Origin of the sequence: Legionella qingyii (assembly GCF_003990155.1) — a bacterium.
Lineage (GTDB): Bacteria > Pseudomonadota > Gammaproteobacteria > Legionellales > Legionellaceae > Legionella > Legionella qingyii.
This window is the reverse complement of the sequence record NZ_RZGX01000001.1, coordinates 20598-45332: the sequence shown is the minus strand read 5'-3', so window position 1 is coordinate 45332 and position 24735 is coordinate 20598. Positions and strand designations below refer to the sequence as shown.

The following is a 24735-nucleotide window of genomic DNA, read 5'->3' as shown; positions in this document are numbered from 1 at the left end:
TGAAAGGTTTCACAAACTAAGCTCATAATTTTATACAAGAATTATCACAAAACAAAGCCTTTTATCGAATTGATTTTTGAGCTTGAACAATTATTTTAGTGCTCTTTTTTCATGTAACTTTTTTAATAATAAATGGAAATAAACTAGTCCTGCATAGGGGTGCCATTTTGCAGTAATTTCCCCTATTTTTTTATAATCGGGTTTCTTATCAAGATGGAGTAATTGATGTAAATTGTTCTGTGCGCCAATATCATCGCCTGGAAAAATATCGATTCGCCCCAAGCCGCGTAATAAAACATACTCCGCAGTCCAACGCCCTATTCCTTTAAAGCGACATAAAAAGCTAATTACCTCCTCATTTGATTTATTTTCCAAAGAACTAAAACTTGATTTATCATCAACGATCGCTGCCGCAAGTCGGATCAGCGTTTCACTTTTATGGGTGCTATAGCCTATTTTTTTCAATTCAGAAACAGTGCAATTGGCAACTGCATCCGCTTGCGGAAATGCATAGAACACTTGCTCTTTTTCCTTTAGTCTTATGCTTAGAAATTCAGTCAAGCGATTTTGAATTTGCAATCCAGCATCCAGCGATATTTGCTGACAGGAAATCGCATTAACCAGTGCTTCAAAAATAGAGGGAAATCGTGGTGGTTTAAGGCCCATAAATTGGCAAACAAGGGGATTTAGTTGAGGGTCTTGTTGTGTGATTTGATAAAAATCATGCAGATTGCGCTTTAATCCCAGGAGCATCTCCAGTTCATCAATGATTCGGGTTGCAGATAACTCATGAGGCTCGCTTTCTATAGAGAGCAAAAGTTCGGGCTCATCAATTCCTTTTTTTTGTTCAAGAACCACTTTGACAGGCACATTGTCTATAACCAATAGTCTTGTGTAATGTTGCCCATCCCAAAGATCAACATTATTTTTACTTCTCCTGCGCAAAGCAAAAACAGTATAATCCAACTTAAATGGCGCAACCGGATGTAAGATAACAGAGGTGCTCATGTCACATTAACCTGCTCTTTCATTGAAAATAGTACTTAATCCTTTTAATACACGATGCAAATTGCCATGGGATAGCTAGATTATCCTTTGACACATACAATGGGCTTAAGCTTTGCGACTTTTTGGGTTAACCCGGATGCTTGCGCCGAGTCAACAACGAAATCAACATTCTTATAGGCCTCGGGAGCTTCTTCTGCAACACCACGATAGGAGCTACTGCGAATTAAAATGCCTTGTTGTGCTAATCGCTCAACGATTTCGCTACCTCGCCATAGTTTAGTTGCTTGATGTCGACTCATCGCACGTCCTGCACCATGACAAGCAGAACCAAAAGATTTATCTTCAGCACTTGCTGCTCCTACAAGAACATAAGACGCTGTTCCCATGCTGCCGCCAATAATGACCGGTTGACCTACATGGCTAAAAGCTTTTGTTAATTGAGGGTGCCCCGGGCCAAAAGCTCGAGTTGCTCCTTTGCGATGAACATATAAACGCATCGTCTTGCCCTCTACCTGATGTGTTTCTTCCTTGCAGGTATTATGGGATACATCATAGATGAGTTTTATTTGGGTTCCTGGCATCTCATTTTGAAAAACGTCACGCATAAAATGAGTAATGATTTCTCGATTTGCCAGAGCACAATTAATTCCTGAACGCATCGCACCTAAATAACGCTCCCCCATTGGTGAGCGAATTGGCGCACATGCTAATTCGCGATCAATAAGTTGAATACCATGCTGCTGTGCATAAATTAACATCGAACGCAGGAAATCAGTTCCTATTTGATGGCCTAAACCCCGAGAACCACAATGGATACTTACAACCACATCCCCCTGAGCCAAACCAAATGCGGCAGCGGTTTTTTCACAATATACTGTATGTACTTCTTGAATTTCCAAATAATGATTGCCAGAGCCTAAAGTACCCATTTCATTTTTTTGTCGCTTTTTGGCATGTTCAGAAACATGCTCAGGTAATGCGCCTTCTACTCGACCATTATCTTCAATTCGCTCCAAATCGTCCCATTCACCATATCCTTGCTTGACAGCCCAAACAGCACCGCCATGCAACATATCATCCATTTGTTTCATCGTTAGATTAATGCGACTTTTACTTCCTACACCCGCAGGAATATGCGCAAAAAGCGCGTCTGCCAGTTGTTCCTTATAAGGTTCAAATTCTTCACGTTTAAGCCCAGTAGATAATAGTCTTACTCCACAAGAAATATCAAAACCAACACCACCAGCAGAGACAACACCTTCATTGTCTGGATCAAATGCCGCAACACCACCGATAGGGAATCCATATCCCCAATGTGCATCAGGCATCGCATAGGATCCCTGAACAATACCTGGCAAAGTTGCTACATTAGTGACTTGTTCATAGACTTTCATATCCATATTGAGGATCAATTCTTCTGAGGCAAAAATAATCCCAGGCACACGCATTTTCCCATGTTTGGGAATTCGCCATTCAAAGTCACTTATTTTTTCCAACAGGTTCAAGTCCATTGATTTTCTACCTTAAGTCCCAAGAGCATATTGAATGAATTTACGCCTTACACGTCTACAACACATTGTGCCACCCAAATGTTATTGCTGTGATACACCTTTAATTCTGTGAACGTAGCACCTTTGACTTCTACGGCGGGTTGATGCCGCTTTATATCTACTTGCTCTCCTGCAATTATAGCAGTTAACCGCAAATCTTTAATGGAAACATCGAACTGACTAAAGAGCATGTTGTGAACTGCCATGTTATAAATAATGGCATTTAACCAATCGACAAATAAAATCTCCTGATTCGGTGCCTCACACCTTACATGCAATGTCTTGGAAGGTTGGACTGATTGTGAATTAGTAATAACATTGGTCAGAGCTAAAGCCCCCATGGCAAAGGCTTCAGATAAAGTAGAGCCATACCCCCTCACCCCTATATCTGATTCATGAGAGAAATGCTCCCATTTTTTTTGCGCAATCATTAGAATCCCGCTCTTATCATTTGAGAATAGCCTGAATTAGAAATCCAGTTCAGGAAAACAATACTTTAGCCTTTAAAATAATGATTATCCAAATCTAAAACTTCTACAGATAACATGATATTTAATTCATTTTGGCCTGTTCTGAAAAAATTATCCAATAAATCAAAAAGCTCCTTACCTATGCTTTTTTTCTTCGCATCATCTCTTCCAGGAAGCATTTTCAGAGTTAAATGTACAAAAGCATTTGCTGGACTCTGATCCCCGATATAAAACAAGGGATGAACGACACATCTGCTCCTGCAATTTGATAATTGAGTAGGAAGTTTTTCTGCAAGCATCTGGTGTAACTTATCAAATAACTGATTTAAATGCTGAGAATCAATATTATTGCTTAATTCCAAAATCAAATGAGGCATAGTAATCAAAACTAAAAAATTTAGGGCATTGTAAATCATAACGTGGCTTGAGGAGATGTTGCAAAATAAAATCGACTTACTCTTGCCTAAAAGCCACTCTTTGCACCATTAGAGCGCTATTATCTGCCTTAGCGTTTTGCATATACAGCAATAGACAGAATAACCATTCCCATTCCTATAGACTGTCCAAAAGTCAAACGTTCACCAAGCAGCATCCAGGCAATAAGTACTGTAGCTAATGGCATCACCGCAGTAGATAATGAAGCCATTACTCCATCTACTTTCTGACACCCAAAATTCCAAAAAACATAAAAAAGACCTGAGCTTAAACCTAAAATGATCAAAATAAGCCAATCTAATGGATGAATAGTTAAATCGCCCCAAGAACTAAAACTCAAGCAAAGCAATAATAAAATAGCATTGATTGCATTGAGTAACGAAGAAATTAGAAATACTGGCAGCGAATTAGCATGCATTTTACTTAAAATATAATAGGTTGCTTCGGGCAAGAGAGAAATTAAAACAAGTGCATCCCCCAAAAAAGAATGGTTCACTTGGATTCCAGCAAGCTTATCACATGCAATAACAATTAATCCAAGTGTGGCAAACCCTACACAAATGGCGTTCTTACCTGAAATTTTTTCACCAAGAATGATCCAAGACATAATCGCAATGATTGCAGGCAAGACGCTGGTAATAATACCGGCCACATTAGCATCCGTGTAATTTAATCCCGATAAAATAAGGAAATTAAACAACACTCCTGCAGAGACGGCCTGAGCGCCAATAAAAAACCAGTCTCTGTGCTTCAAACGTGAAAAATAATAACTAATCGGTTTATTTTTAGCCGCTGTAAACCAGTGCAAAGGCAATAAAATGATGGCCGCCAAAGTAAAACGAAGTGTTAATATAACCAAGACTGGAATCGAAGAGAGCACGTATTTGGAAAATACAATATTTATGCCTACCATAATTTGAGCCAAGATAAGAAAAAGCATACCCTGGAAAAAAGAAGCATTGGATTTGTTCATAATAATTAGATGATTGAATAAAGCATGAAAACGAATTCATAGCTTATCAATTTTAAACTTAGTTTGAATTATCCATTTCACGCGTTTTATTTGCTGATAACGCCTTTATTCTCCATTGAGAAGGAGATTCACCGAATACTTTACTGAATCGTCGACTAAACGCAGACAAATTTTCATAACCTACTGCAAATGCTATGGCTTCAATAGAACAACATTTAGAAGATAGTAATTTCTGAGCATGGTGCAATTTTTTAAATCGCCAATACTCTGCCATACTACAACCTAGAGCGAGTTTGAATCGGCGTTGCAATTGGCTTACGCTCAGATGACAGTGCTGCGCCACTTTACTTACATCAACTGGCTCTACGAAATGAAAATCAATCCAGTTTTTTGCCTTGATCGCCATTTGGTCCAACTCAGGTGAAAAAGATTTGGCAGCAAAATGAATGAGTAATTGATTAATCAGAGAGTCAGCAAAAAAATCTCCTTCATGAGCGGCCAAATAATGATGTGTAAAATAGAGAAGTTTTTTAATGCTCGCTGTTAAATTAAACGCATGCGACCTGCGCTCCTCAAAAAGCTGATGGTGAGAAGTCACATCAATCACTAAAAAAAGATTTTCCTGACTCCCAGCAAAACAATGTCGTTCATTAGGCGCAATAAATACACCAACATGATTATCTACAACCCCCGAATAATAACCTGCTTCTAACTCCATAGAGCCAGAAAGAGGTAGAACCCATTGAGCAAAATCATGGGAATGACTACAACTTTCAGTATGATAGGAACGAAGCTCCATACGATTGGTAATCAATTTAATTACTCGCTATGAAAAACAGGTCAAAATAAAGATACATATTATAGCGCATTTAGACTTTAAAAAAATTCTTTGCAGATGCGCAAAATACACCACATAATGTGCAATTATTTGTTTTCCCATTATTATTTCAACCGAACAATCCATTTATCTTAATCCTATTTTTTGGAGTCTACTGTGCAAGGAAAAACTGAAGCAAATCAATCCATATTCTCGTTAGAAAAACTTTTTGAGGTAACTGCAGAAACTGTAGATATACACCTGGTTGGTTCTAAAGCAATTTCTTCCATGAAGATATTAATGTTACGCAACCAACAAGGTTATCTCAATGAGATCAATGAATTAGCAAATATATGTGCTCAGTTACTAAAACAAGGTTCTACTGTTGTATCTTTAGTACAAACGATTAAATCCAGTATGACTGCTTCATATCAAGATGCATTGAATAAGATAACCAGTGAAATTGGTCTAGGACAATTTCAATTGAATCATACCAACCCGCAGACAATTGCTGGACAAAATTTGGAAAAACGCCTTAAATCCATGAGACGCTATAAAGAAACACCGCTTACAGACATTATTGAAGCAGTGATTACAGATACTCTGGTTCAAGCAAGTGCAAAATTTGGCGCTGCCCTCGGTGATTTTGACTTTTTGAACTGTCAATCACAACTTGTTAAATGATAATTTTTAATCATTCTAACCTGGGTTAAGCGCAACGTAGGCTCTGAGAGAATAAGCTTAACTTAGTGTCATTGGTTTATGCTGGAGCTATAATCTTATAAAATCAGGACTTTCGAAATGCTTTTAATGAGGGATTTTAGATATACTAAATGAGCGAATTAAAAACATTTTTTAACGGTGAGATTGTTTTTTTTCGTAAGTCCTGAAAATAAGATTTAATCAAGAATTGGAGCTACTTTGTAATGTCTTTATGGAAAAAATTTAAAGAGTTTTATAATGCCTCAGCGGAAAATAGAATAGGATTTTATAATTTCCTTGCCTTTCTCGTTATCCCTATTCTAGGCATGACGATCTTGTACGTTTTAGTTCGTATTTTTTGGATAAAAGCCTGAGGATCTTAATAATTAAGGTATCGCCCTATAGCTAAGCCATAGGGCATTATTAAACTATTCGGCTTGTTCAATCTTTATATCTCGAGAACCTGTTTTAGATTCTAATTTTTTAGGTAAATCAACCCAAAGCATTCCCTTTTTAAAGGTTGCTTTCGCTTTAGCTACATCAATGCTTGAAGGTAAAGAGATAGAGCGCTCATATCTTCCATAGCTAATTTCTCGGGAAATATATTTTTTACCCTCATTTTTTTTCGAACTGGATTTTTCGCCACTAATAGTGAGTAGATTATCAGATATAGCTACTTTAATATCTTTTTCATCCATACCAGGCATTTCTAATTGAACACAAAAATGCTCTTTATCTTCAACAATGTCCATTGAAGGAGCGAGATCCATTTTTTCAAATTGGCCCCAATTAAATCTAGATGGGGAAAAAAAATCGTTAAAATCGCTAAATAATCGATCTACTTCATTTTGAAGACTTAAAAATGGATTTTGTGAACGATTAATTTGAATGGAGGATCCTTTGCTGGATGAACCTTTGCTTGGGGTCCCTTTTTTAAATTGTGTTACCTTGCTCATGACACACCTCCATATTATCTATGACATTTATAAAATTCTGGTACATATATCAGTTTTGTCAAATGCACCTAATACACTAAAAATAGAGCATATGCAGAGAAGAATTAGTTTTTCAGCAATGTGAAGAAGATTCAGGCTCGAGGCTCCGCTTATCGAATAAGCGGATTTCGATATTGCAGCCCGAGTAATAGAAAAGCGAGAGCTGGCATTATAATATCAGTCCAAAATACAGTACCCGCATTACCTGGTTCGAAATTATGGGCAGTAAACATTTGAAAAAGATGCACACCAGCAGCTCCCCATAAGAATACGGCAGGAACTATAATTGTTGCAGCACGAAACGCAACTTTACTTCTAAAGCTGATTATCCCATTTACACCAATTCCCAAACTAACAAATCCCAATTCCATTTGAAACGGGCTTTGTGGCCAGCCAATAAACTGTGCGGTAAAATCGCCAAAGAAGACATGCATTATAAAGTTGAATACAAAAGCCAGACCAATATTAAACAGCAAAAACCAGGAAAATATAATTTCAATAATTTTGGCTTTTTCCATAAGTTTGAATTGGATCAACCATTCTGCAAGAGAAAATAACAAACCTAAAATAAAAAAAGTCAATGTAGGATTGCGTGCTGCCAAAATAATCATATTGGCCATAGTACCTTCCATGGGTAATATTTTGTATATAAATATAAATTACCTTAAAGGAACTGCAAACACAATTCACGCTAAAAAGAATGCGATTGACTTTTAATAGCGAAATTCATTTATTCTTTTTATGGCGTTGATGAAACACATAATATAAACCAGGCAAAACCAGTAGTGTTAAAAAGGTAGAAGAAATAATTCCGCCAATAACCACGGTCGCTAAAGGCCTTTGTACTTCTGAACCGGTACCTGTTGCTAATGCCATGGGTACAAATCCCAAAGAAGCAACCAGTGCTGTCATCAGTACTGGCCTAAGCCTTGCCAATGAACCCTGCAATACCGCATCTTTTAAATAGAATTTGTTCTGCTCACGCAACTTGTTAATAAAAGTAATCATCACAAGACCATTTAAAACAGCCACCCCAGATAAGGCAATAAACCCTACCCCTGCAGAAATGGACAAAGGAATACCTCGTAAACACAAAGCAAATACTCCACCAGTTAGAGCAAGGGGAATACCAGAAAAAACTAATAGTGCATTCCGGACATTACCGAAACTCATAAACAGTAATAAAAAAATACCTAATAATGTAACGGGTACCACAAGCTTTAAACGTTGAGACGCGGATTGCAATTGTTCAAACTGCCCTCCCCAATTAATCCAATAGCCACTAGGTAATTGGACATTACGTTCAATACGTTGTTTGGCTTCATTTACAAACGAACTTAAATCGCGATTTCTGACATTCGCCGTAACCACCACTCGCCGCTTACCACTCTCCCGGCTAATTTGATTAGGGCTTTCACTACGTACTGTTTTAGCTAATTCACTCAAAGGTATAAAATGAAGCTCGCCATCTTTTGCTGGTGGCAATGGAACAAAAATTTGCCTTAATACCTCAGAACTTGTACGCAAGGGTTCTGGTAAGCGTACGATTAAATCAAAACGTTTATCTCCTTCAAAAAGCTCGCCCCCTTTCTTACCACCTGTTGCAATGACAATAGCATCTTGAACTGTACCTGCCTGCAATCCATAACGAGCCAGTATATCTCGATTTATTTCAATAGTGAGAAGCGGTAAACCACTTACCTGCTCTACTTTCACATCAGCAGCGCCGGGTATTTTCTTAAGCTGCGAACTAATTGATTCAGCAATTTCGCGTAAAGTACTCATATCATCTCCAAATACTTTCACCGCTACATCACTTCGCACACCTGAAATTAGTTCGTTAAAGCGCATTTGAATCGGCTGGGTAAATTCATAATTATTCCCTGGAATTCGTTGCAGAGCCTCTTCAATTTCTTGCACTAAATCTTGTTTTGCTTTTTTTGGATCAGGCCATTCTTTACGAGGTTTTAGCATAATAAACGTATCAGCCACGTTAGGCGGCATTGGATCTGTAGCGACTTCGGCTGTACCCAATTTGGAAAAAACAATCTGTACTTCGGGAAACTGCTTGATCCTTTGTTCGACTAAATCTTGCATCGCAATAGCTTGGGTTAAACTCGTACCTGGAATACGCATCGCATGCATGGCAATATCCCCTTCATCAAGGCTTGGAATAAATTCACCACCTAAGCGAAAAGCAATCAGAAGACTAATGGCAACCAAAACGACAGCCGCGCTAATTAGCCAATATCGTGCATGAAAACAATATCGCAAAACTCGTGCATACCCTAATGAAATGCGGTGTACCAACCAATTTTCTTTCTCTTGAATGCGTCCCTTTAGAAATACAGCCACCGCGGCTGGCACAAAGGTTAAGGCGAATAACATCGACGCCATTAATGCGATAATCACTGTTTCCGCCATAGGCAAAAACATTTTTCCCTCAACGCCCGTTAGGGTTAAGATAGGAAGATAAACTACAGTAATAATAAATACACCAAAAATACTGGGCCTGATGACTTCAGTAGTCGCATAGGCGATCACTTTTAGGCGCTCTTCAAGGTTTAAAGTACGCTGAAGTCGATGCTGTTGTTCCCCCAAATGTTTCATGCAATTTTCAACAATAATTACGGCACCATCAACGATTAGTCCAAAATCAAGGGCTCCTAAACTCATCAGATTGGCACTAATTTGATTGCTTACCATCCCCGTAATCGTCAGTAGCATCGATAAGGGAATAACCATAGCAGTGATCAATGCGGCGCGAATATTTCCCAAAAATAAAAATAAAATGACACAAACCAGCAAAGCGCCTTCAAGTAAATTTTTCTTGACCGTGTTAATTGTCGCGTTAACCAGTGAGGTTCGGTTATAAACAGTAACTGCCTCAACTCCATCGGGAAGTGATTTATTAATTTCCTTCATCTTGGCAGCCACGCGTTCCGACACTGTGCGGCTGTTTTCACCCATCAACATAAATACCGTGCCTAACACCACTTCCTTGCTGTTTTCGGTTGCAGCACCTGTGCGTAGCTCTTTCCCTAAAATGACATTTGCCACATCGCGGATGCGGACAGGAGTTCCCTCAAAACTGGCGATTACAATATTTTCAATATCAGCTATATTTTTCACCTGCCCTGGAATTCGAATGAGATTCTGCTCACCGTTGCGCTCAAAATATCCTGCCCCTACATTCGCATTATTACGCTGTAACGCATCAACCACACTATTTAAACTCAAACCATAACGAACCAGTTTGCTCGGTTCAGGTGTAATGTGAAATTGCTTTTCATAACCTCCAATTGTATTAACCTCTGCAACGCCTTCCACATTACGTAACTGCGGTTTAATGAGCCAATCTTGAATCGTACGAAGCTCTGTAGAATTATAACGTTGGGCTTCAGGCACATTAGACTTATTCCTCACAATGTACATAAATATCTCACCCAAACCTGTAGAGATAGGACCTAATGTCGTTTCTGCTTCTGCGGGAAGTTTATCTTTAACCTCTTGCAAACGTTCATTGATCAACTGACGTGCAAAATAAATATTCGTCCCATCTTTAAATACCACAGTAACTTGGGATAACCCATAACGCGATAAAGAACGCGTGTAATCTAAATTAGGCAGACCACTCATCGCCAATTCAATAGGAAATGTGATGCGTTGCTCTACTTCAAACGGGGAATAACCCGAGGCTTGGGTATTAATTTGTACTTGGACGTTAGTAATATCAGGTACGGCATCAATTGGAAGGCGTTGGAAATTATAGACACCAAGAATCGCAATAATTATTGTAAATAAAAGGACGAACCAACGATGTCTTAGTGAGAAGTGTATAATTTTTTCAAGCATCTTGTATCCTTAATCTTCATGACTGGCACCTTCCTTGCCTAATTCCGCTTTAATATAGAAACTGTTTTTACTGACATAGCGTTGACCAGCATCAAGACCTGAAAGAACCTCTGCCCATTGCCCATCTTCCTCTCCTAAAAGAACAGGAGTTGCCTCAAAATAATCTCCTTGCTGAACAAAAACCACATCTTTTTCATTCATTTTCTGGATTGCAGAGAGAGGAACAGCCACTGGAACTGTTTTTTTATTGATGATAATCGCACCATTAATGTACATTCCTGGCAACCAGACACGCTCCTCATTGGGAAGAATAGCACGCGCTAAATTCGTTTGACTGTCTTCAATTCCTAAAGGTGAGATATAGGAAATTGTGCTCAAGGCTTTAGGTTTTCCTTCATCTCCAGTGACAATAACATCCATTCCTTGCTTCACAAGAGGAGCATCTTTACGATATAAAGTGAAATCAGCCCATACATTCGCTAAATTCGCTACCTCATAAATCGGTTTGGTATTTTGAGTTAACTCCCCATTTGTAGCATTTTTTTGCACAACAGTACCGGTAATTGGTGCTGTAATAGTGTAGTTTTGTAAACTTTCATTACTTTCAACAGTGGCTAATACGTCCCCTTTTGTGACCTCCTCACCAAGATTTTTAGCCATTGATTTAATAATCCCTGGATAGCGCGCATATATCGGTGCCAATGTATCACGATTGGGGAGAATTTTTCCTACTACATTCAATTGAGTTTTGATTTCATGACTTTGCGCTACCGCAGTCTGGATCTCGGCTGCCTTAAGAACTACGGCTCCTATCGCTACACGTCCTTCATAAGATGCATAACTCCAATTCATCTTAGTTCCTAAATACTCTAATTGAACCGTGACATCAAAAGAGTGGGGTTCGCGAATCACTTCGTTACTTTCTAAAAAATGATTTGCCTGAATAAAGGAAACCTTCCCTTTTTTACCATTAAATCGGGTTAATAAAAGAGTTAAATGCACTTTATCCGGGGCAATAACTTTCCCATTCTTATAAATGTATGCTCGAAAATGGGGCGGCATCCCGCGTTCAAATATTAAAAGCTCCAACGCCAAATCACCTGCTTTAAATAAGCGACCGCCCTGTGGCCCCCTTTCCCAGGTTTCTTGTTGACTTCCTTCATCCGTTGCATGAGTATTCTTACCTCCCCACAAAATCAAACTTAACCCTAGTAAAAGAACAAGCAATAACAGATAAGAACCTCCTGATTTTGGAAATTTCATTTACTCTCCTTAGTCGGATTGAGCCCTAAAAGTCCCGTAAGCTGAATTAATGTTTTATGATAATCGGCATGGGCTTGTTGATAATGTCGTTCCTCTTCGTATAACGTATTTAATGCAGTAGATAATTCGATATAGGTATATCGTCCCATTTGATACCCATCTCTGGCCAGTTTGATCGATTTATGAGCTAATGGCAATAGAGATTCAGTGACCAAATTCACTTCGTACTGACTCTGCTGCGCTTGCAAAAAAACATTATAAATATTTTGTCGCACATCAAGTCGTGTTCCTTGATAGGCATGTGCAGTTTGCGTATATTGCGCTTCTGCCGTCAGAATTTTTCCTTGATTTCGATCAAAAACGGGCACTTCTGCAAACGCGGAAATTACTGCGGCATTACTCCCATCATCAGAAAAATGACGACCTCCTAATTGTATATTTAAATTAGGCCAAACTGATTTTTTAACTGCGGTAATGGTTGCGCGTTTAGCGCGAAGTTGCAGTTGCATTTGGATTAATTGCGGACTTTGAGGCAATTTTTTTAAGAGAGCTGCCCAATCTAATACTACGTCAGGCAAGCCTTTATCCACCAAGGGTTTGTCAATTTTTAATCCATCCCCTAATAAACGAGCAAGCTTTGCTCGTTGAGAAAGTGCATCACGCATCGCTTTTTTTTCCTGGATGCGGGCCTCACCTAAACGTCTTTGCGCTAATCGCAAATCCAATTCGGTACCTACTCCAGCTTGAACGCGTCGCTCAATTGCAGCCACAATCCGCTCATTCAAGTGAATTAGCTTTTTAGTTACTTGATGCCATTGTCCTGCATACAAAGCGTCAACATAGGTCACGCCGACAAGGATATAAAGTGCCGCTTTCTGAACCTTAATCTGAGCCAAAGATGCGAGATAATCTGCATAAGTTGCTTTTTTAAGATAATCAAGGCGATGCCCCAAAGGAATGGGCTGGGTCACAGATGCCGTAGTTTCTGCTGCTTCATAACCCGAATAGCTGCCTGAACCACCAAAATTTTCTGCAGTTAACGTCAGTTGAGGATTGGGATAAAGGCCGCTTTGGATAAAATAACCTCGCATCGCCTGTGCTTTATCCATTTCTGCTTGCAATTCAGGATTATTACGATAGGCAATCTCTAAAGCTTCTTTGAATGTAAGGGGAGCCACCGCTAACGCTTCAAAACATGTGAAGCTCATCACTAAAATAACGGTAAAACCAATGTAGCGCATTCCTTACCTTTAATTATTTATTCCCTAATACTATTTCAGTGTAACCTGATTTACTTAAGTTTTATACCATTTAATTACCATAACTGACTCAATAAACCCAAACTCGATTCAAGGCATGCAATCTATAATATTATTTGGCACCACAGCACCTGTAGCAAAATTTTTATTAGACAAAATTCATCCCTTATTGTTCCATTTTCTTGAGGGCTTTAGCGGCTTGTTTGATTTTTTTCAAGTGCACAAACAAGTCGCATAAAGTTTTATAGAGTAATTGATAACGAGGTAAAGGCTAAGTATAAATCTGAAAAAAACTGTCAATTCAGTACATTATTGATAACTGCAACTGCTTTTTTCAAATTAAACTGTATGAGTTCTTTTAAAATGAAACCATTATGAAATACATTCGGTGACTTAAGGGTTTACCCTAGCTTTCAATTACAAAATCCCCTAAATACTAAATAGTCGCATAGGAATCAATTTTTGCCAAAGCCTTAAGGGCTCGGATAATAGAGCATCTATTTTTGAAAGAAAATGATACACTAAGAGGTTTTAGAATCATTCATAATATTGTTTACAGGATTTCAAATATGACTACAGCATTTTCAAGAATAATTATTTTAGCTGGTTTCTTTTCAGGAATTTCTATTAATTCATCATTTGCCCATTCTCACCATGAAACAAGCTCAATTGGAAGTCCCGCGCATGCAACAAAAACTACCAAAATAATAAAAGTGACCGCATCGGATGATATGCGCTTTACTTTTTCACAAAAACCCGAATTTCATGATGGCGAAATTATCACATTTGAAGTTACAAATATGGGAAAGGTAGCACATGAGTTTTCTATAGGTGATGAAGACGAACAAAAAGCACACCAAAAAATGATGCGTGCTATGCCAGGAATGGTTCATGAAGATGGCAATACAATTACTGTTAACCCTGGCGAAACCAAAAGATTGACCTGGAAATTTAAAGCCAATTCGAAACATGACGTTGTCATCGCCTGTAATATCCCGGGTCATTTTGAAGCCGGTATGTATATGAAAACGAACGTCACAAAAGCTTAAGATAAATTATTCTGCCGTTGTAGCGTTGAACTTAATCGTAACCAAGTCAACGCTGCCTTCCAGAGGAATGCAATGCATACCTGTTTCCCTTAATTTTATAAGCACGATCCACGATTGTTAAAAAAAGTATATGGAAATTAAAATAGCAGCAATTGCTGATTAAGAAGTTCACAAACACTTTATTCCAGAAAACGAATAGACTAGAATGATTTTCAATCGAATTTTATTTGGCGATTCAAGCATCAAACAGGCTTACTGATTTGCCAGTATTAATATCAATGTTTCATATGTAAAAGCTTAGTTGCGCTGTAGCTCGATTAATACATTAGAGTAACCTAAAGAATGGAGTCATTATGGACAATAAAAACATAGAGACGTTTGAAGAAATAGACAATCAAATCGATGGAATCGTGGTTTATCTTTTGAAAAAATATGCAATGAAAAATGAATTCTCATCAAAGATTGATGCTGATTTGCCAGAAGAAATTGAGGCGTAAGCACCAATTCATGTGATAATACATTGTTCTGTTTCAATGTATTAATATCGAAACAGAATTAATATGGATTTTACTGGAAGGATTGCGGGCCAGGGCCCGCGAAATTCAATATTGGGTTTCATTAACTTATTTAAATCTACAACGTCCTAACAATTATCAATTGGCTCGCCAATATTTAGATGGCCATAAAAAAACTAAACTACTTGCACTTCCTCCGCTAAAAGACCTTTCTGTCCTTTGCCTTGTTTAAAAAAAACCGCATCACCTTCCCGAAGTGTTTTAAAACCATTCCCTAGAATGGAGCTAAAATGTACAAAATACTCCTGGCCATTGCTTTGAATAAATCCAAAACCTTTGCGTTCATTGAACCATTTCACTGTTCCTTTTATTTTTTCTGACATTGTCATATTCCTTTATTATTAACAATTCAAAGCAAAGCTTTTTTGTTGAAAAATAGCACATTCCAACGACTATAAATCAAGGGTAATTTTAATTTTCAGATGTTATTTATACAATTGCGGGTTTTACTTATAAAAATTAAGGTAAATGGGCAGATGCTACCATCAACTATTTGCCCTCATTTTTTTATACCCCATAATGATTAACAACATTAATAAAGTAACAGGTGTAATAAAGAGCATCATCAATGGCCACAAATTAGATCCTGCAAACAATGCGAAAACAGTATAAACCAGTAAAGGAAGACTAATTAATAAAGGAATGCAAGCAAGCTTCCGCCAGCTACCCGACCATTTCCATAACAATCTAAGCTGTAAAATCCAGTATATGGGGATAGAAAAATAAAGTAATTGCACGAATAGAATATCCCAAGTTGAAAGAGGTTCTTGAGGTATTTTCACACTAGCTTGCTGCTGTTGATTCAACTCATTGACCCAAGAAGCCTTGGGATTCGATATTGTATCCTTATCCTCCTCCCATTTAGCCGAAATCGAGATGGACTGAGTTTCCAGAGGCTGCCAATTGGCATTATAAACAGTGACCATTATTGAATCGATCTTTGTTTCCCTGAAATAAGACACCCAAGCAATAGCTTGACCGTCACCTACAGGGTAGGCTTGGGAGGGATTCATACGGATATTAGTCTTGATTTCCTGTCCAAGATATTTTCCTATTGCCTGGAAACGTAATGGCTCCTCGCTTTGATAATGAATAAGAACATATAGCGATTCGTCTTGATGCAATACTGCAGGTGATGCAGGGCTTGTCTCGCTCAGTTCTACATTCAGGGCACTCGCCATGGTGGTATAAGTTAACAAGAGTCCGATAAGAACAATTAGAACACATTTATTTCGAGAAACTCCAGAGCTAAAGAATGATTCATTGCTAGAGTAACACGCTCTGCTAAAGAAACGATTCCATGCCATGGTATCCCTTGAATAAAATAGATAATTACAGATTAGTATGACAAAACATATCGGTCAAACAGGAACTGCCCAGAGGCTCACTTAGACAGCCAATTTTAATAAAAATATTGAGAAAGAAATAACTCCCGTATTAGTTTTGTTAACACGGGAGTTCTGGGATTAGTGTCGTGTTTTTTCCATTGCTTGACCTAATAGCCAATCAAAACTCACCTCAAGCTCATCAGCAATTTTCTGCATAGAAGGAGCATCCAGAGCAACACCATATAATAGTGCCTCTATTTTAAATTTAGGTAATTCAAATAGTTTAGAACATACTTGAACACGTTCGGTCATTAAGGCTGGAACACCTAGCTCATCAAGCTCATAGTTCAAACGTTCAGTGAGTTTTTTGTTTGACATGTTAATCTCCTCTTGACTTTTTATCAGTGTAAAACACTTAAGCTTAAGGCTTGATTAACAAATAAATTTTTTACAAAAAAAAATTTGTGCTTGGAAAAATCAATAAATGAGCATATTAATAATTTCTTAAGCATTCTCAGATAAAATCCCGTGATTTTTCATTTGAATGAGAGAAGTTAATGCGATATCAATTTAACCCCCATCGCCATGTCAAAATTTGGCTTAGTCAAGATAGAAATAGTTTTTTAAACTTAGAAAATCAAAAACGCCTCATTAAAATGCGTTATTTAAATCCTGATGATGAAATTCATTTTGTATATGACTCCCGTTTGCTAAATCCCAAGGCTCAGGAAGACCTAAAGCAGTTTTGTAATAAACATCATATTACTCCTATGGATGTTGCCACTTTAAAGGGGAACAATGAAACTGAGCACCAATTGTTGGAGCATTATTCAAACGAAATTAAGTGCTTGGGGCGGGGGGGAAATTTGGCAGTTGCAAGTGATATTTTGCGATGGATAGAGGATATTTATAAGCTTGGAACTTATGCGGATTTTGATACACGGATAGATACGCGAGGTCTTCCGGCTCTAATCGAAGTCGAGCACCCTTTATTATTAAGCATGGGTAGCATAAAAATCGCCTCTTCAGAAAGCCTGGTAATCAATAATGATATTATTGCTGTGGTTGACCCAAATGATGCCCTACCTTATGTAAAAAAGGTCCAGGACACTATTCTTAAAAATTTAACCACCAAGCATCGTTTATTTTCTAGCTATTTTGATCAAGTAAGAAGGCTTTACAATAGTGTATTGGGTGATGAGGTAGGGGGCCTGTTCTTAAGTCTGTCAGCCGGAAATGAATTGCAGATAAGTGAAGAACTTGACCAATTAAGAGCATCAACTAACTCCATGCCTGAGCTTAGATTTAAAATTGAACAGCAATATAAGGATAATCAATCATTCTGTAGGAAAAAAAGCACCAACGTTGTGGACTGTGCTCAGGAAATTAGAAAAAGTGCGGCAAGTTGGCTGGTTTGGCTTATTACCCCTAAGGCTATTTATCAGGAGTTAAAAAAATTAGCCGCTATTAAAAATGATGAAGAATTAGTCTCTAAAGTACGTCAAAATCAACGCCTGCAACTTTTAAAAAGTAGCGTTGTTTATACCACAGGACCAGGTGCATTATTAAACGGGTTGCTCAGTCAATATTTACTTTCTGATAGTAATACAATTAAACAGGATAAAATAAATACTTTTGCTTTTTCTCATTACGGTTTGGAGAAGCGTTTTATTTCTAAAAACTACATTCCATTTGCATCAAGTTTAAAAACTGTAAATGCGCTTCAAAATGAGGGTACTATAGGTAAATGTAATGACTTATCCTGGTTAAAAGAAGGGCAAGAGGCTATTCACTCAAGAGAAGAGATTATTCGAAAAAAACAAGGGCATCTAAAAATAATTCTACCGCAAGAGCTAGGTAAACTAAAACAGCTAATCACAAAACATATTGCTAAATTAGACCGCGATTTGCATAGCCCATTTCGTTTTTATCGTGCTCATGCCCGGATGCAAAAATTGGGGGTGTTAAAAGATATATTAAATTTGTTCAACGAAAATTATTTTGATAAAGAACAGCTCAACATGATTATGCAAAAATATTCTTCCGAAGATATTTTTGCAAGTATTGGGACCAGTCGTACCCAGACACTAATTAAAGAGATTACACGTTTTGCAAAAAAGGCCGAGGTATATCAGCTTGACGAAGAGGATGGGCGTATTGCTTATAAGGTTTAATTCAGCAGAAAATTTGCAGTATTTGCTTAAGGCCATACTGCAAACCTCATGGAGTGCTTCTTTTAAAGGAAGGTTTTCCATCTTAAAATTCTATCAATCACCTATTCATTTATGGAGTCTGACGTGTTCATGCACTAAGAGAAATTGAATAACACCAAGCCATTATTGTCTTCACCATTACTGATAGTGCAAGACCAATCAACCACTAATTTTTGTTGATGGAGAATGGGATCGAAGAAATCCACATGTAGTATCGCAGTATTGTCCTCAAAAACACTTAATCGACCAGAAAGCGTTAAGACCTCCCCCGAAGAACTCTCTATAAAAATTTTCATGGAGGTGGTTACAGTATCGATTAAACGATCATTAACATTCTCTTTGCCATGAAAATACTGGGTAAAATTAAATCGTGTTGTGGCTCCATCTAATTTACTTCTTAATTGCTCCTGAAGTTTGGAGCCTGTCACTTGACAGTTATCGAAATGAACAATAGCTCGGACATCATTACCACTCTCAACCGCGGCCACCAATTGCGGAAAATCAGTGATATTGTTAGTAGGGGTAAGAGGAATAGTGTTCGTTTGAGCGTCGGCCTGACTTAAGGAAAGCAGCAGTAAAATTCCAACTACACTTGATTGCCAAATTCTCATAGTGTCCTCCGTGACTTTTAGCTTATTTGGAATTTTCTTTATAAGGAAGAAATGAGTCCTTCCATCATTATTCCGCCATTTAAACATGAGACTTTAGATACATTAAGTGTAGTTCCATGTTCCATTTTGTCCATATTTTTTTATTTTTATAGAACTTATGAATACATTTTGAGGCTTTTATGCCCCTATATCCAAGTTGCTTTCATTTAGAGAATATGATTTGATTTGAGAAAGGAATTAACTAATTAGTAAAATGATTTACGCCCTCGCTGTGCTTATTTTAATCTTTCTACTAATTGTAGTGGATCAGCATTTTATATCATTGAATCGAATAATCCCGATTTTATCTTCTTATGCATCAAAACATAATGCTTTGGAGCACGAAGATTTGTTGGCTCTTTTTGATAAATTTAATTATCAACACGATGATGGTGTATGTCATGGTTTTACATTAACCTGGGCTCAAGAAGCAGCGCTAGGATTAGACCATCAATTTTATAATCGCCTAAATCTGATTAAAAGGGAAAAACAGACTTTACCCAATAGCCTGTACGCCATTACTGAAAAAATAAAATCAAGTCAAACTCTCTCTAAAAAGGAACAAAAACGAAATGAAATAAGACCTTTTTTTGAAGCCATATGCCTGGCTCAGTCTCCTGATGATTATTATGAATTCTATGCTCAATCACTCCAACAATCTAATATCGATGCGATCTACAAAATGATCCAACTTCATTTTTGTAGAACTCAAAATGTAGTTAAAAAATTATTTGGCAAAACAATGAGTTTTGCATCCCCTGAAGGCGTCAACAAATTTTTGAATAATCTCAATGAAATCCTCCTCATTAAAAATGATGTCGTAATAGTATGTAGTAGCGAAGAGCATACAGTAGGCTTTAAAAAGCATAAAAACAATGTATGGCTATTCATGAATATCAACCAATTATATGAACAAAGTGAGGAGTATCCTTATCAACTTTTAACAAGCGAAGAACTTTGCCCAGCTCTATATCACTCTCTTTTTGAGACCAGTAAACAATTAGTAATTCACTGCGCCTTCATTGCAAAACCTGGGCAAAGAAAATTAACCCAGAAAATACAATCTCTTGATGAATTGTACCCGGTCAATTTAGAGTGTACTCAAATTAGTAATTGTCGTGGTTATGGTGCACTGTCCATTGGAGTTCAAAATGATGACTGGAATACGGTCTCCAAAATACTGAGATTACATAATAAATCCCCTGTAATCAGCCAATCCGAATTAGAGCATGCATTCTTTTATGCCGCAGCATGCAATCGTTCGAATATTATGAATCAACTGAGAAATATTCCAAAAATAGATATCAACATTCCTTGTAATAAGGGTCGCTCGCCTCTTGGTATTGCCTGTGAGTATGGAAATGAAAGCGTGGTGCAATTATTGCTACGCGATAAAAATATTAAGGTGAATATCAAGGACACCAAAGAAATGACACCCTTAATGCTGGCCTGTAAATCTTATTATACCCAAAAAAATCCTGCACTATTTAGGTTGCTTTTAGACGCTGGAGCCAATATCGCGCTCACGAACCTCAATGGAGAAACCGCTTATGAGATTGCAGAAAATCACGATAATCAGGCAGCACTGAATGTGCTGGCATCTTATAGTTTAAAAACGTCCCATCAATTCACTTCTGATGCATCCCCTGCGCGGGTCTCTACAACAAGGACATCGTCAAACACGATGCTTTCGTTTTTAAAGCATACTTTTTTTGATAAGCACGATGAACCCACCTCTGCAGAAGAAGCATTATGTAGTTCTGGAAACTCAAAGGTTACATAAAGAGAATAAAATAATATTAAATCAATGCATGAATTTTAAAAACCTGAATTTACACAAAACTCATCTCCAATTGATTTTACAAATTTTGTTTTGTACTCTTTCTAATTTTTCACATGCAAAAAATTCCATGTCCAATTTAAAAAACAAAGTTGCTATTATAACTGGCTCTACCAGCGGAATAGGAGAGGGTATTGCTAAAATGCTCTCTGCTGCAGGCGCAAAAACAGTGATTAACTCTGTTAACTCAATTGAAAAAGGGGAAAAACTAGCACAAGAATTAGGTAATGCACGATACATTCAAGGGAATATAGCCCTCGAAGAAGATTGCAAGCGGATTATCACTGAAACAGCATGTCATTTTGGTCAAATTGATATATTAATCAATAATGCAGGACAATCCCTGCGTAATAATGGAGACATACTCGATATAAGCAATGATGATTTTAGTCAAATCCTGAATACCAACGTCGTCGGTACCTGGTGCCTCATCCGTGAAGCCCTACCCTATCTTAAAGAGTCCGGTGATGGAAATATTATTAATATAACTTCTTGTGCCGGAATTGATCCTGCATCAGCATCGAGCGCTATCCCCTACTCCATTGCTAAAGCTGCAATTAATCATTTAACCAAGTTTTTAGCAAAACACTGTGGCCCTGAAATAAGAGCCAATGCAATAGCCCCTGGGTTAATCATGACTCCTCGTGCAGAAAACTTTAGCGAAGCGGTTAATAAATTTAAAAACCACACACCAATAAAACGAGTAGGTAAACCAGAAGATATTGCTGAACTGGTTCTAGCAATCATTAAGTCAAATTACATCAATGGAGAAATAATTTTAGCTGACGGTGGATTTTCTACTGTATAAATCGCAAGATAACTAAAAATTGAATTCCAATATAATCCAACTATGATGATAGTTCTCTCTGGGTTAATCTTCTGAAATATCTTCATCTTTTTGACAAAGAAATCTTAATGTCTACCACCTTTTTTTTCATTTATTAAATAGGGCATATTTTTTATTCATTTTTACTTTATTACCTCACTTTTCGGACAACCAAAATTAAATTGCTCAAAACCACTTTTAATTCCTGAAGAAATATGTCATCTATTTATCTTACATATTCAAGATGATATCAAACGCTTATCAACTGTTTGACATTTATGCAAGTTAAAAACCAACGGCTTTGCGCTATCTCTTAGATAAATCAAGCCAATTTATATTCATTTTTTTAAAGCGAAAATTGACCTAGGAGAAGGATAAAGATATGGATTTAGGAGAATATAGTGTTCAAAAAACATTGGGAAAAGATGTAAATCTCAAAATAACTCAACAGGAATTTGAAGTTAAAGGAGTCTGCAAAAATTCTTTATTTACAAGTTCAAGTCTTTATAAACATAAAAGGAAGCAACCCTCATGAATGGACATAACGATTCAATACAACTACGCTCAAATGAAGAATTAACTAATTTTAGAAAAAAACATTTTTTACCTACTGCAGGATTTTACCATAAAGAACCAATTCAGCTCGTCAAAGCACAAGATACTTATGTATGGGACTCTGAAGGAAAACGTTATCTTGATGCCATAGGCGGAATTGTTTGTATCTCAGCCGGACATAATCATCCTAAAATCAAAAAAGCACTGATTGAAGCAATTGAAAGTGATGCGATTCAACACACAAGCCTTTTGTACTTAAATCAGGCCCCCATCGAAACTGCAGAGCGCTTGCTTGAAGAAGCACCTTATGGCATGGACAGAGTATCGTTTACTAATTCCGGTTCAGAAGCCAATGAATTGGCAATTATGGCAGCACGCCATGCGACGGGAGAAACTATGGTAGTGAATGTCCGTCATTCATATCATGGTGGAACTTCTGCTGCACTTGCTTCATGTGGTCATTCAATATGGCGATTCAAAGGGCAGCCAGTCACTGGTGTAACCTCTGCGCTTGAGCCCTACTGCTATCGCTGTCCGTTTAAACAAAAACCAGATAGTTGCGATCTATCATGTGCAAAAAATGTTGAAACAACCATCCAGAATTCAACGCATGGAAAGATAGCCGCTTTTATACTTGAACCGGTGATGGGTGTAGGTGGATTTATTACCCCTCCCGATGACTATTTTAGAGAGGTTGCCCATATTGTTCATAATTATGGTGGTAAATACATCAGTGATGAGGTACAGACCGGAGCAGGCCGCGGTGGCGGTGATCTCTTACTTACAAAAACCTTGGATATTGATGCAGATATGATAACCATGGCTAAAGGCTTGGGAAATGGCGCTCCAGTTGGCGCTATACTTATGAAAAGTGACGTTGCTGAAACAATGACTGGCAAAACATATTTTAATACGTTTGCAGGTGACCCACTTCAAATGATCCAATCCAAGCTTACATTGGAAATTATTAAAGAAGAACAGCTTGTTGAAAATGCTCGTGCCATGGGGGACCTGCTAAAAGACGGTTTCTGTGAATTACAAAAGAAGCACCCTCTCATTGGAGATGTTCGTGGTCGCGGTTTGCTTTTGGGAATTGAATTAGTCAAAGATCCTCAAACAAAAGTACCTGCATCAGATGAGGCACTTCAATTAATGGATCTGTGCAAGGACAAAGGACTATTAGTTGGAAAAGGAGGACAGTATGGTAATGTCTTCCGAATAGCACCACCTTTGACAATTAATCGAGAGCAAGTCAATTTCATACTTGAAACACTCGATCAATCTTTATCAGAACTGTCACATGCGTATACTCCATAATAATCCAACAATGAGGTTGGGTCATTTCAGATTCAACCTGGATTTATTTACGAATAAGAATTTTAGGCGCCTAAAATTTATTTTAATGTAGATGGAACTAACTAATTACAAAATTTGCAGAAAACTAATGGGTACTATCTACTTCGCGTATTAGAGCTAACCATGCCTTTGCAGCATCAGAGAGATAAGAATCACGTCTCCAGGTCATCGCCATATTCCACTGAAACTCATCTCCTTCCAGTAAAGGAAAGAAAATCTGAGGATTTGATTTTTCACGAGCAATCATTCTTGGCAAAAAAGCAACACCCAGGCCCGCAGCAACAAGTTCCAACATAAAATCAATCTGACTGCTTTGGGCAACTACCTTGGGCTCGAAACCTGCCCGATGACTCGCATCCAGTATTATTCGATGCAAGGCAAAACCACTGCCAAATAAAATAAATGGTGTATCTTTAAGCTCTAATAAAGAAATTGAAGGTCGTTTTGCCAAAGGATGACTCGATGCCAAAAGAGCAACTAACGGTTCACTACGGATTAATTGACTATCGAACTCTTCTGAAATAGTTAATAATGTTCCAGCAAAATCGATTTCACCTGCTCGTAAACATTCCGCAAGTTTAACCCCTCCATGTTCCATAAGTTCTACTTCAATACCAGGATAGCGTTGATTATAACGAGCAAAAAGAGGAGCAAATAGAGTGCTGGCACCCACTGGAGCTATTCCAAGACGTAATCGTCCTTGTTTCAAACCACGAATGTCATCCAGTTCCTTAAAGAGATCATCGCGATCTGCGAGGAGCTTAATACCTCGGCGATAAACAATTTCACCCGCTGCAGTTGGCACACTACGCTTCTTAAATCGTTCAATAAGTGGAATACCAAGCTCTTCCTCAAGCTGCTTTATTGCTTTACTCACTGTCGACTGAGTAGCAAAAAGAGTTTGTGCAGCGTTAGAAAAACTACCTTGACGAACTACCTCAATGAAAGCACGAAGCAGTTTTAATTCCATAATTATTCCATTTTAGAATGATTTATATTCGATAAATTCATTTTAT

General features: G+C 37.7%; 23 protein-coding genes. 7 read left to right on the top strand and 16 right to left on the bottom strand.

Features of this window, described 5'->3' with window-relative positions; genetic code table 11:
• Positions 1-90: 90 nt before the first annotated feature.
• From ELY20_RS00195 to ELY20_RS00170, 6 genes are all read right to left on the bottom strand, one after another.
• Positions 91-1008, bottom strand: coding sequence for a DNA-3-methyladenine glycosylase family protein (locus ELY20_RS00195; protein ID WP_110143265.1), 918 nt, complete (start codon positions 1006-1008; stop codon positions 91-93).
• A gap of 80 nt (positions 1009-1088) precedes the next feature.
• Positions 1089-2519: an RtcB family protein gene (locus ELY20_RS00190; protein WP_110143266.1), complete on the bottom strand. Its 1431-nt coding sequence runs from the start codon at positions 2517-2519 to the stop codon at positions 1089-1091.
• A 47-nt stretch (positions 2520-2566) separates the two neighbouring features.
• On the bottom strand, positions 2567-2989 hold the full coding sequence (locus ELY20_RS00185; protein WP_110143267.1) for an archease: 423 nt from the start codon (positions 2987-2989) through the stop codon (positions 2567-2569).
• Between the two features lie 65 nt (positions 2990-3054).
• Positions 3055-3405 carry a 5-carboxymethyl-2-hydroxymuconate Delta-isomerase gene (locus tag ELY20_RS00180; protein ID WP_110143303.1) on the bottom strand — a complete coding sequence of 117 codons (351 nt, stop codon included), beginning with the start codon at positions 3403-3405 and terminating at the stop codon, positions 3055-3057.
• 128 nt (positions 3406-3533) lie between these two features.
• The gene (locus tag ELY20_RS00175; protein ID WP_110143268.1) at positions 3534-4436 is read right to left on the bottom strand and encodes a DMT family transporter; all 903 of its coding nucleotides are present in this window, start codon (positions 4434-4436) and stop codon (positions 3534-3536) included.
• 58 nt (positions 4437-4494) lie between these two features.
• Entirely contained in the window at positions 4495-5235 is a 741-nt protein-coding gene (locus ELY20_RS00170; protein WP_110143269.1) for an AraC family transcriptional regulator, read from the bottom strand.
• A gap of 195 nt (positions 5236-5430) precedes the next feature.
• On the opposite strand from ELY20_RS00170, the gene ELY20_RS00165 reads away from it, so the two are divergent.
• Positions 5431-5937, top strand: a complete 507-nt coding sequence (locus ELY20_RS00165) for a hypothetical protein (RefSeq protein ID WP_110143270.1) — start codon at positions 5431-5433, stop codon at positions 5935-5937.
• A gap of 446 nt (positions 5938-6383) precedes the next feature.
• Here ELY20_RS00165 and ELY20_RS00160 read toward each other — a convergent pair whose 3' ends face one another.
• The 5 genes from ELY20_RS00160 to ELY20_RS00140 all read right to left on the bottom strand — a co-directional run bounded on the left by ELY20_RS00160 (position 6384) and on the right by ELY20_RS00140 (position 13309).
• Positions 6384-6911, bottom strand: a complete 528-nt coding sequence (locus ELY20_RS00160) for an Hsp20/alpha crystallin family protein (protein WP_110143271.1) — start codon at positions 6909-6911, stop codon at positions 6384-6386.
• A 149-nt stretch (positions 6912-7060) separates the two neighbouring features.
• On the bottom strand, positions 7061-7570 hold the full coding sequence (locus ELY20_RS00155) for a DUF6790 family protein (protein ID WP_110143272.1): 510 nt from the start codon (positions 7568-7570) through the stop codon (positions 7061-7063).
• A gap of 106 nt (positions 7571-7676) precedes the next feature.
• Positions 7677-10805 (bottom strand): CusA/CzcA family heavy metal efflux RND transporter, encoded by a 3129-nt coding sequence (locus ELY20_RS00150; RefSeq protein WP_110143273.1) that lies wholly within the window; start codon positions 10803-10805, stop codon positions 7677-7679.
• A gap of 9 nt (positions 10806-10814) precedes the next feature.
• Positions 10815-12068 carry an efflux RND transporter periplasmic adaptor subunit gene (locus ELY20_RS00145; protein ID WP_110143274.1) on the bottom strand — a complete coding sequence of 418 codons (1254 nt, stop codon included), beginning with the start codon at positions 12066-12068 and terminating at the stop codon, positions 10815-10817.
• Entirely contained in the window at positions 12065-13309 is a 1245-nt protein-coding gene (locus ELY20_RS00140) for a TolC family protein (protein ID WP_110143275.1), read from the bottom strand. The genes ELY20_RS00145 and ELY20_RS00140 overlap by 4 nt, the downstream gene beginning before the upstream one ends.
• 521 nt (positions 13310-13830) lie before the next feature.
• Between ELY20_RS00140 and ELY20_RS00135 the strand changes: the two genes are divergently transcribed.
• Both ELY20_RS00135 and ELY20_RS16830 read left to right on the top strand, forming a co-directional pair.
• Positions 13831-14376, top strand: coding sequence for a cupredoxin domain-containing protein (locus tag ELY20_RS00135; protein ID WP_233590449.1), 546 nt, complete (start codon positions 13831-13833; stop codon positions 14374-14376).
• A 353-nt stretch (positions 14377-14729) separates the two neighbouring features.
• Positions 14730-14873, top strand: a complete 144-nt coding sequence (locus ELY20_RS16830; protein ID WP_165831621.1) for a hypothetical protein — start codon at positions 14730-14732, stop codon at positions 14871-14873.
• A 194-nt stretch (positions 14874-15067) separates the two neighbouring features.
• On the opposite strand, the gene ELY20_RS00130 is transcribed toward ELY20_RS16830, so the two are convergent.
• From ELY20_RS00130 to ELY20_RS00120, 3 genes are all read right to left on the bottom strand, one after another.
• Positions 15068-15274: a cold-shock protein gene (locus tag ELY20_RS00130; protein WP_110143277.1), complete on the bottom strand. Its 207-nt coding sequence runs from the start codon at positions 15272-15274 to the stop codon at positions 15068-15070.
• Between the two features lie 162 nt (positions 15275-15436).
• Complete coding sequence (locus ELY20_RS00125) at positions 15437-16258, bottom strand: hypothetical protein (RefSeq protein ID WP_233590448.1); 822 nt, start codon at positions 16256-16258, stop codon at positions 15437-15439.
• A gap of 159 nt (positions 16259-16417) precedes the next feature.
• Positions 16418-16657, bottom strand: coding sequence for a hypothetical protein (locus tag ELY20_RS00120; RefSeq protein ID WP_110143278.1), 240 nt, complete (start codon positions 16655-16657; stop codon positions 16418-16420).
• Positions 16658-16836: 179 nt separating this feature from the next.
• Here ELY20_RS00120 and ELY20_RS00115 point away from each other — a divergent pair, with 179 nt between their 5' ends.
• Positions 16837-18453: a glycosyltransferase family 88 protein gene (locus tag ELY20_RS00115; RefSeq protein ID WP_110143279.1), complete on the top strand. Its 1617-nt coding sequence runs from the start codon at positions 16837-16839 to the stop codon at positions 18451-18453.
• 134 nt (positions 18454-18587) lie between these two features.
• On the opposite strand, the gene ELY20_RS00110 is transcribed toward ELY20_RS00115, so the two are convergent.
• Positions 18588-19103 carry a hypothetical protein gene (locus ELY20_RS00110; protein ID WP_110143280.1) on the bottom strand — a complete coding sequence of 172 codons (516 nt, stop codon included), beginning with the start codon at positions 19101-19103 and terminating at the stop codon, positions 18588-18590.
• 253 nt (positions 19104-19356) lie between these two features.
• Here ELY20_RS00110 and ankG point away from each other — a divergent pair, with 253 nt between their 5' ends.
• The 3 genes from ankG to ELY20_RS00095 all read left to right on the top strand — a co-directional run bounded on the left by ankG (position 19357) and on the right by ELY20_RS00095 (position 23680).
• Complete coding sequence (gene ankG / locus ELY20_RS00105; RefSeq protein ID WP_110143281.1) at positions 19357-20925, top strand: Dot/Icm T4SS effector AnkG/AnkZ/LegA7; 1569 nt, start codon at positions 19357-19359, stop codon at positions 20923-20925.
• A 127-nt stretch (positions 20926-21052) separates the two neighbouring features.
• Positions 21053-21790 carry an SDR family NAD(P)-dependent oxidoreductase gene (locus ELY20_RS00100; protein ID WP_158618850.1) on the top strand — a complete coding sequence of 246 codons (738 nt, stop codon included), beginning with the start codon at positions 21053-21055 and terminating at the stop codon, positions 21788-21790.
• Positions 21791-22339: 549 nt separating this feature from the next.
• The gene (locus ELY20_RS00095; RefSeq protein WP_110143283.1) at positions 22340-23680 is read left to right on the top strand and encodes an aspartate aminotransferase family protein; all 1341 of its coding nucleotides are present in this window, start codon (positions 22340-22342) and stop codon (positions 23678-23680) included.
• Between the two features lie 124 nt (positions 23681-23804).
• On the opposite strand, the gene ELY20_RS00090 is transcribed toward ELY20_RS00095, so the two are convergent.
• On the bottom strand, positions 23805-24689 hold the full coding sequence (locus ELY20_RS00090) for a LysR family transcriptional regulator (RefSeq protein WP_110143284.1): 885 nt from the start codon (positions 24687-24689) through the stop codon (positions 23805-23807).
• Between the last annotated feature and the right edge of the window lie 46 nt (positions 24690-24735).

What these genes read in the sequence shown, in the direction of transcription:
- ELY20_RS00160 (WP_110143271.1), bottom strand. Translation starts at nt 6,911, where the DNA reads ATGAGCAAGGTAACACAATTTAAAAAAGGGACCCCAAGCAAAGGTTCA.
- ELY20_RS00100 (WP_158618850.1), top strand. Translation starts at nt 21,053, where the DNA reads ATGTCCAATTTAAAAAACAAAGTTGCTATTATAACTGGCTCTACCAGC.
- ELY20_RS00155 (WP_110143272.1), bottom strand. Translation starts at nt 7,570, where the DNA reads ATGGCCAATATGATTATTTTGGCAGCACGCAATCCTACATTGACTTTT.
- ELY20_RS00145 (WP_110143274.1), bottom strand. Translation starts at nt 12,068, where the DNA reads ATGAAATTTCCAAAATCAGGAGGTTCTTATCTGTTATTGCTTGTTCTT.
- ELY20_RS00090 (WP_110143284.1), bottom strand. Translation starts at nt 24,689, where the DNA reads ATGGAATTAAAACTGCTTCGTGCTTTCATTGAGGTAGTTCGTCAAGGT.
- ELY20_RS00180 (WP_110143303.1), bottom strand. Translation starts at nt 3,405, where the DNA reads ATGCCTCATTTGATTTTGGAATTAAGCAATAATATTGATTCTCAGCAT.
- ELY20_RS00140 (WP_110143275.1), bottom strand. Translation starts at nt 13,309, where the DNA reads ATGCGCTACATTGGTTTTACCGTTATTTTAGTGATGAGCTTCACATGT.
- ELY20_RS00110 (WP_110143280.1), bottom strand. Translation starts at nt 19,103, where the DNA reads ATGAGAATTTGGCAATCAAGTGTAGTTGGAATTTTACTGCTGCTTTCC.
- ELY20_RS00190 (WP_110143266.1), bottom strand. Translation starts at nt 2,519, where the DNA reads ATGGACTTGAACCTGTTGGAAAAAATAAGTGACTTTGAATGGCGAATT.
- ELY20_RS00195 (WP_110143265.1), bottom strand. Translation starts at nt 1,008, where the DNA reads ATGAGCACCTCTGTTATCTTACATCCGGTTGCGCCATTTAAGTTGGAT.
- ELY20_RS16830 (WP_165831621.1), top strand. Translation starts at nt 14,730, where the DNA reads ATGGACAATAAAAACATAGAGACGTTTGAAGAAATAGACAATCAAATC.
- ELY20_RS00130 (WP_110143277.1), bottom strand. Translation starts at nt 15,274, where the DNA reads ATGTCAGAAAAAATAAAAGGAACAGTGAAATGGTTCAATGAACGCAAA.
- ELY20_RS00115 (WP_110143279.1), top strand. Translation starts at nt 16,837, where the DNA reads ATGCGATATCAATTTAACCCCCATCGCCATGTCAAAATTTGGCTTAGT.
- ELY20_RS00185 (WP_110143267.1), bottom strand. Translation starts at nt 2,989, where the DNA reads ATGATTGCGCAAAAAAAATGGGAGCATTTCTCTCATGAATCAGATATA.
- ELY20_RS00120 (WP_110143278.1), bottom strand. Translation starts at nt 16,657, where the DNA reads ATGTCAAACAAAAAACTCACTGAACGTTTGAACTATGAGCTTGATGAG.
- ELY20_RS00150 (WP_110143273.1), bottom strand. Translation starts at nt 10,805, where the DNA reads ATGCTTGAAAAAATTATACACTTCTCACTAAGACATCGTTGGTTCGTC.
- ELY20_RS00095 (WP_110143283.1), top strand. Translation starts at nt 22,340, where the DNA reads ATGAATGGACATAACGATTCAATACAACTACGCTCAAATGAAGAATTA.
- ankG (WP_110143281.1), top strand. Translation starts at nt 19,357, where the DNA reads ATGATTTACGCCCTCGCTGTGCTTATTTTAATCTTTCTACTAATTGTA.
- ELY20_RS00170 (WP_110143269.1), bottom strand. Translation starts at nt 5,235, where the DNA reads ATGGAGCTTCGTTCCTATCATACTGAAAGTTGTAGTCATTCCCATGAT.
- ELY20_RS00175 (WP_110143268.1), bottom strand. Translation starts at nt 4,436, where the DNA reads ATGAACAAATCCAATGCTTCTTTTTTCCAGGGTATGCTTTTTCTTATC.
- ELY20_RS00125 (WP_233590448.1), bottom strand. Translation starts at nt 16,258, where the DNA reads ATGGCATGGAATCGTTTCTTTAGCAGAGCGTGTTACTCTAGCAATGAA.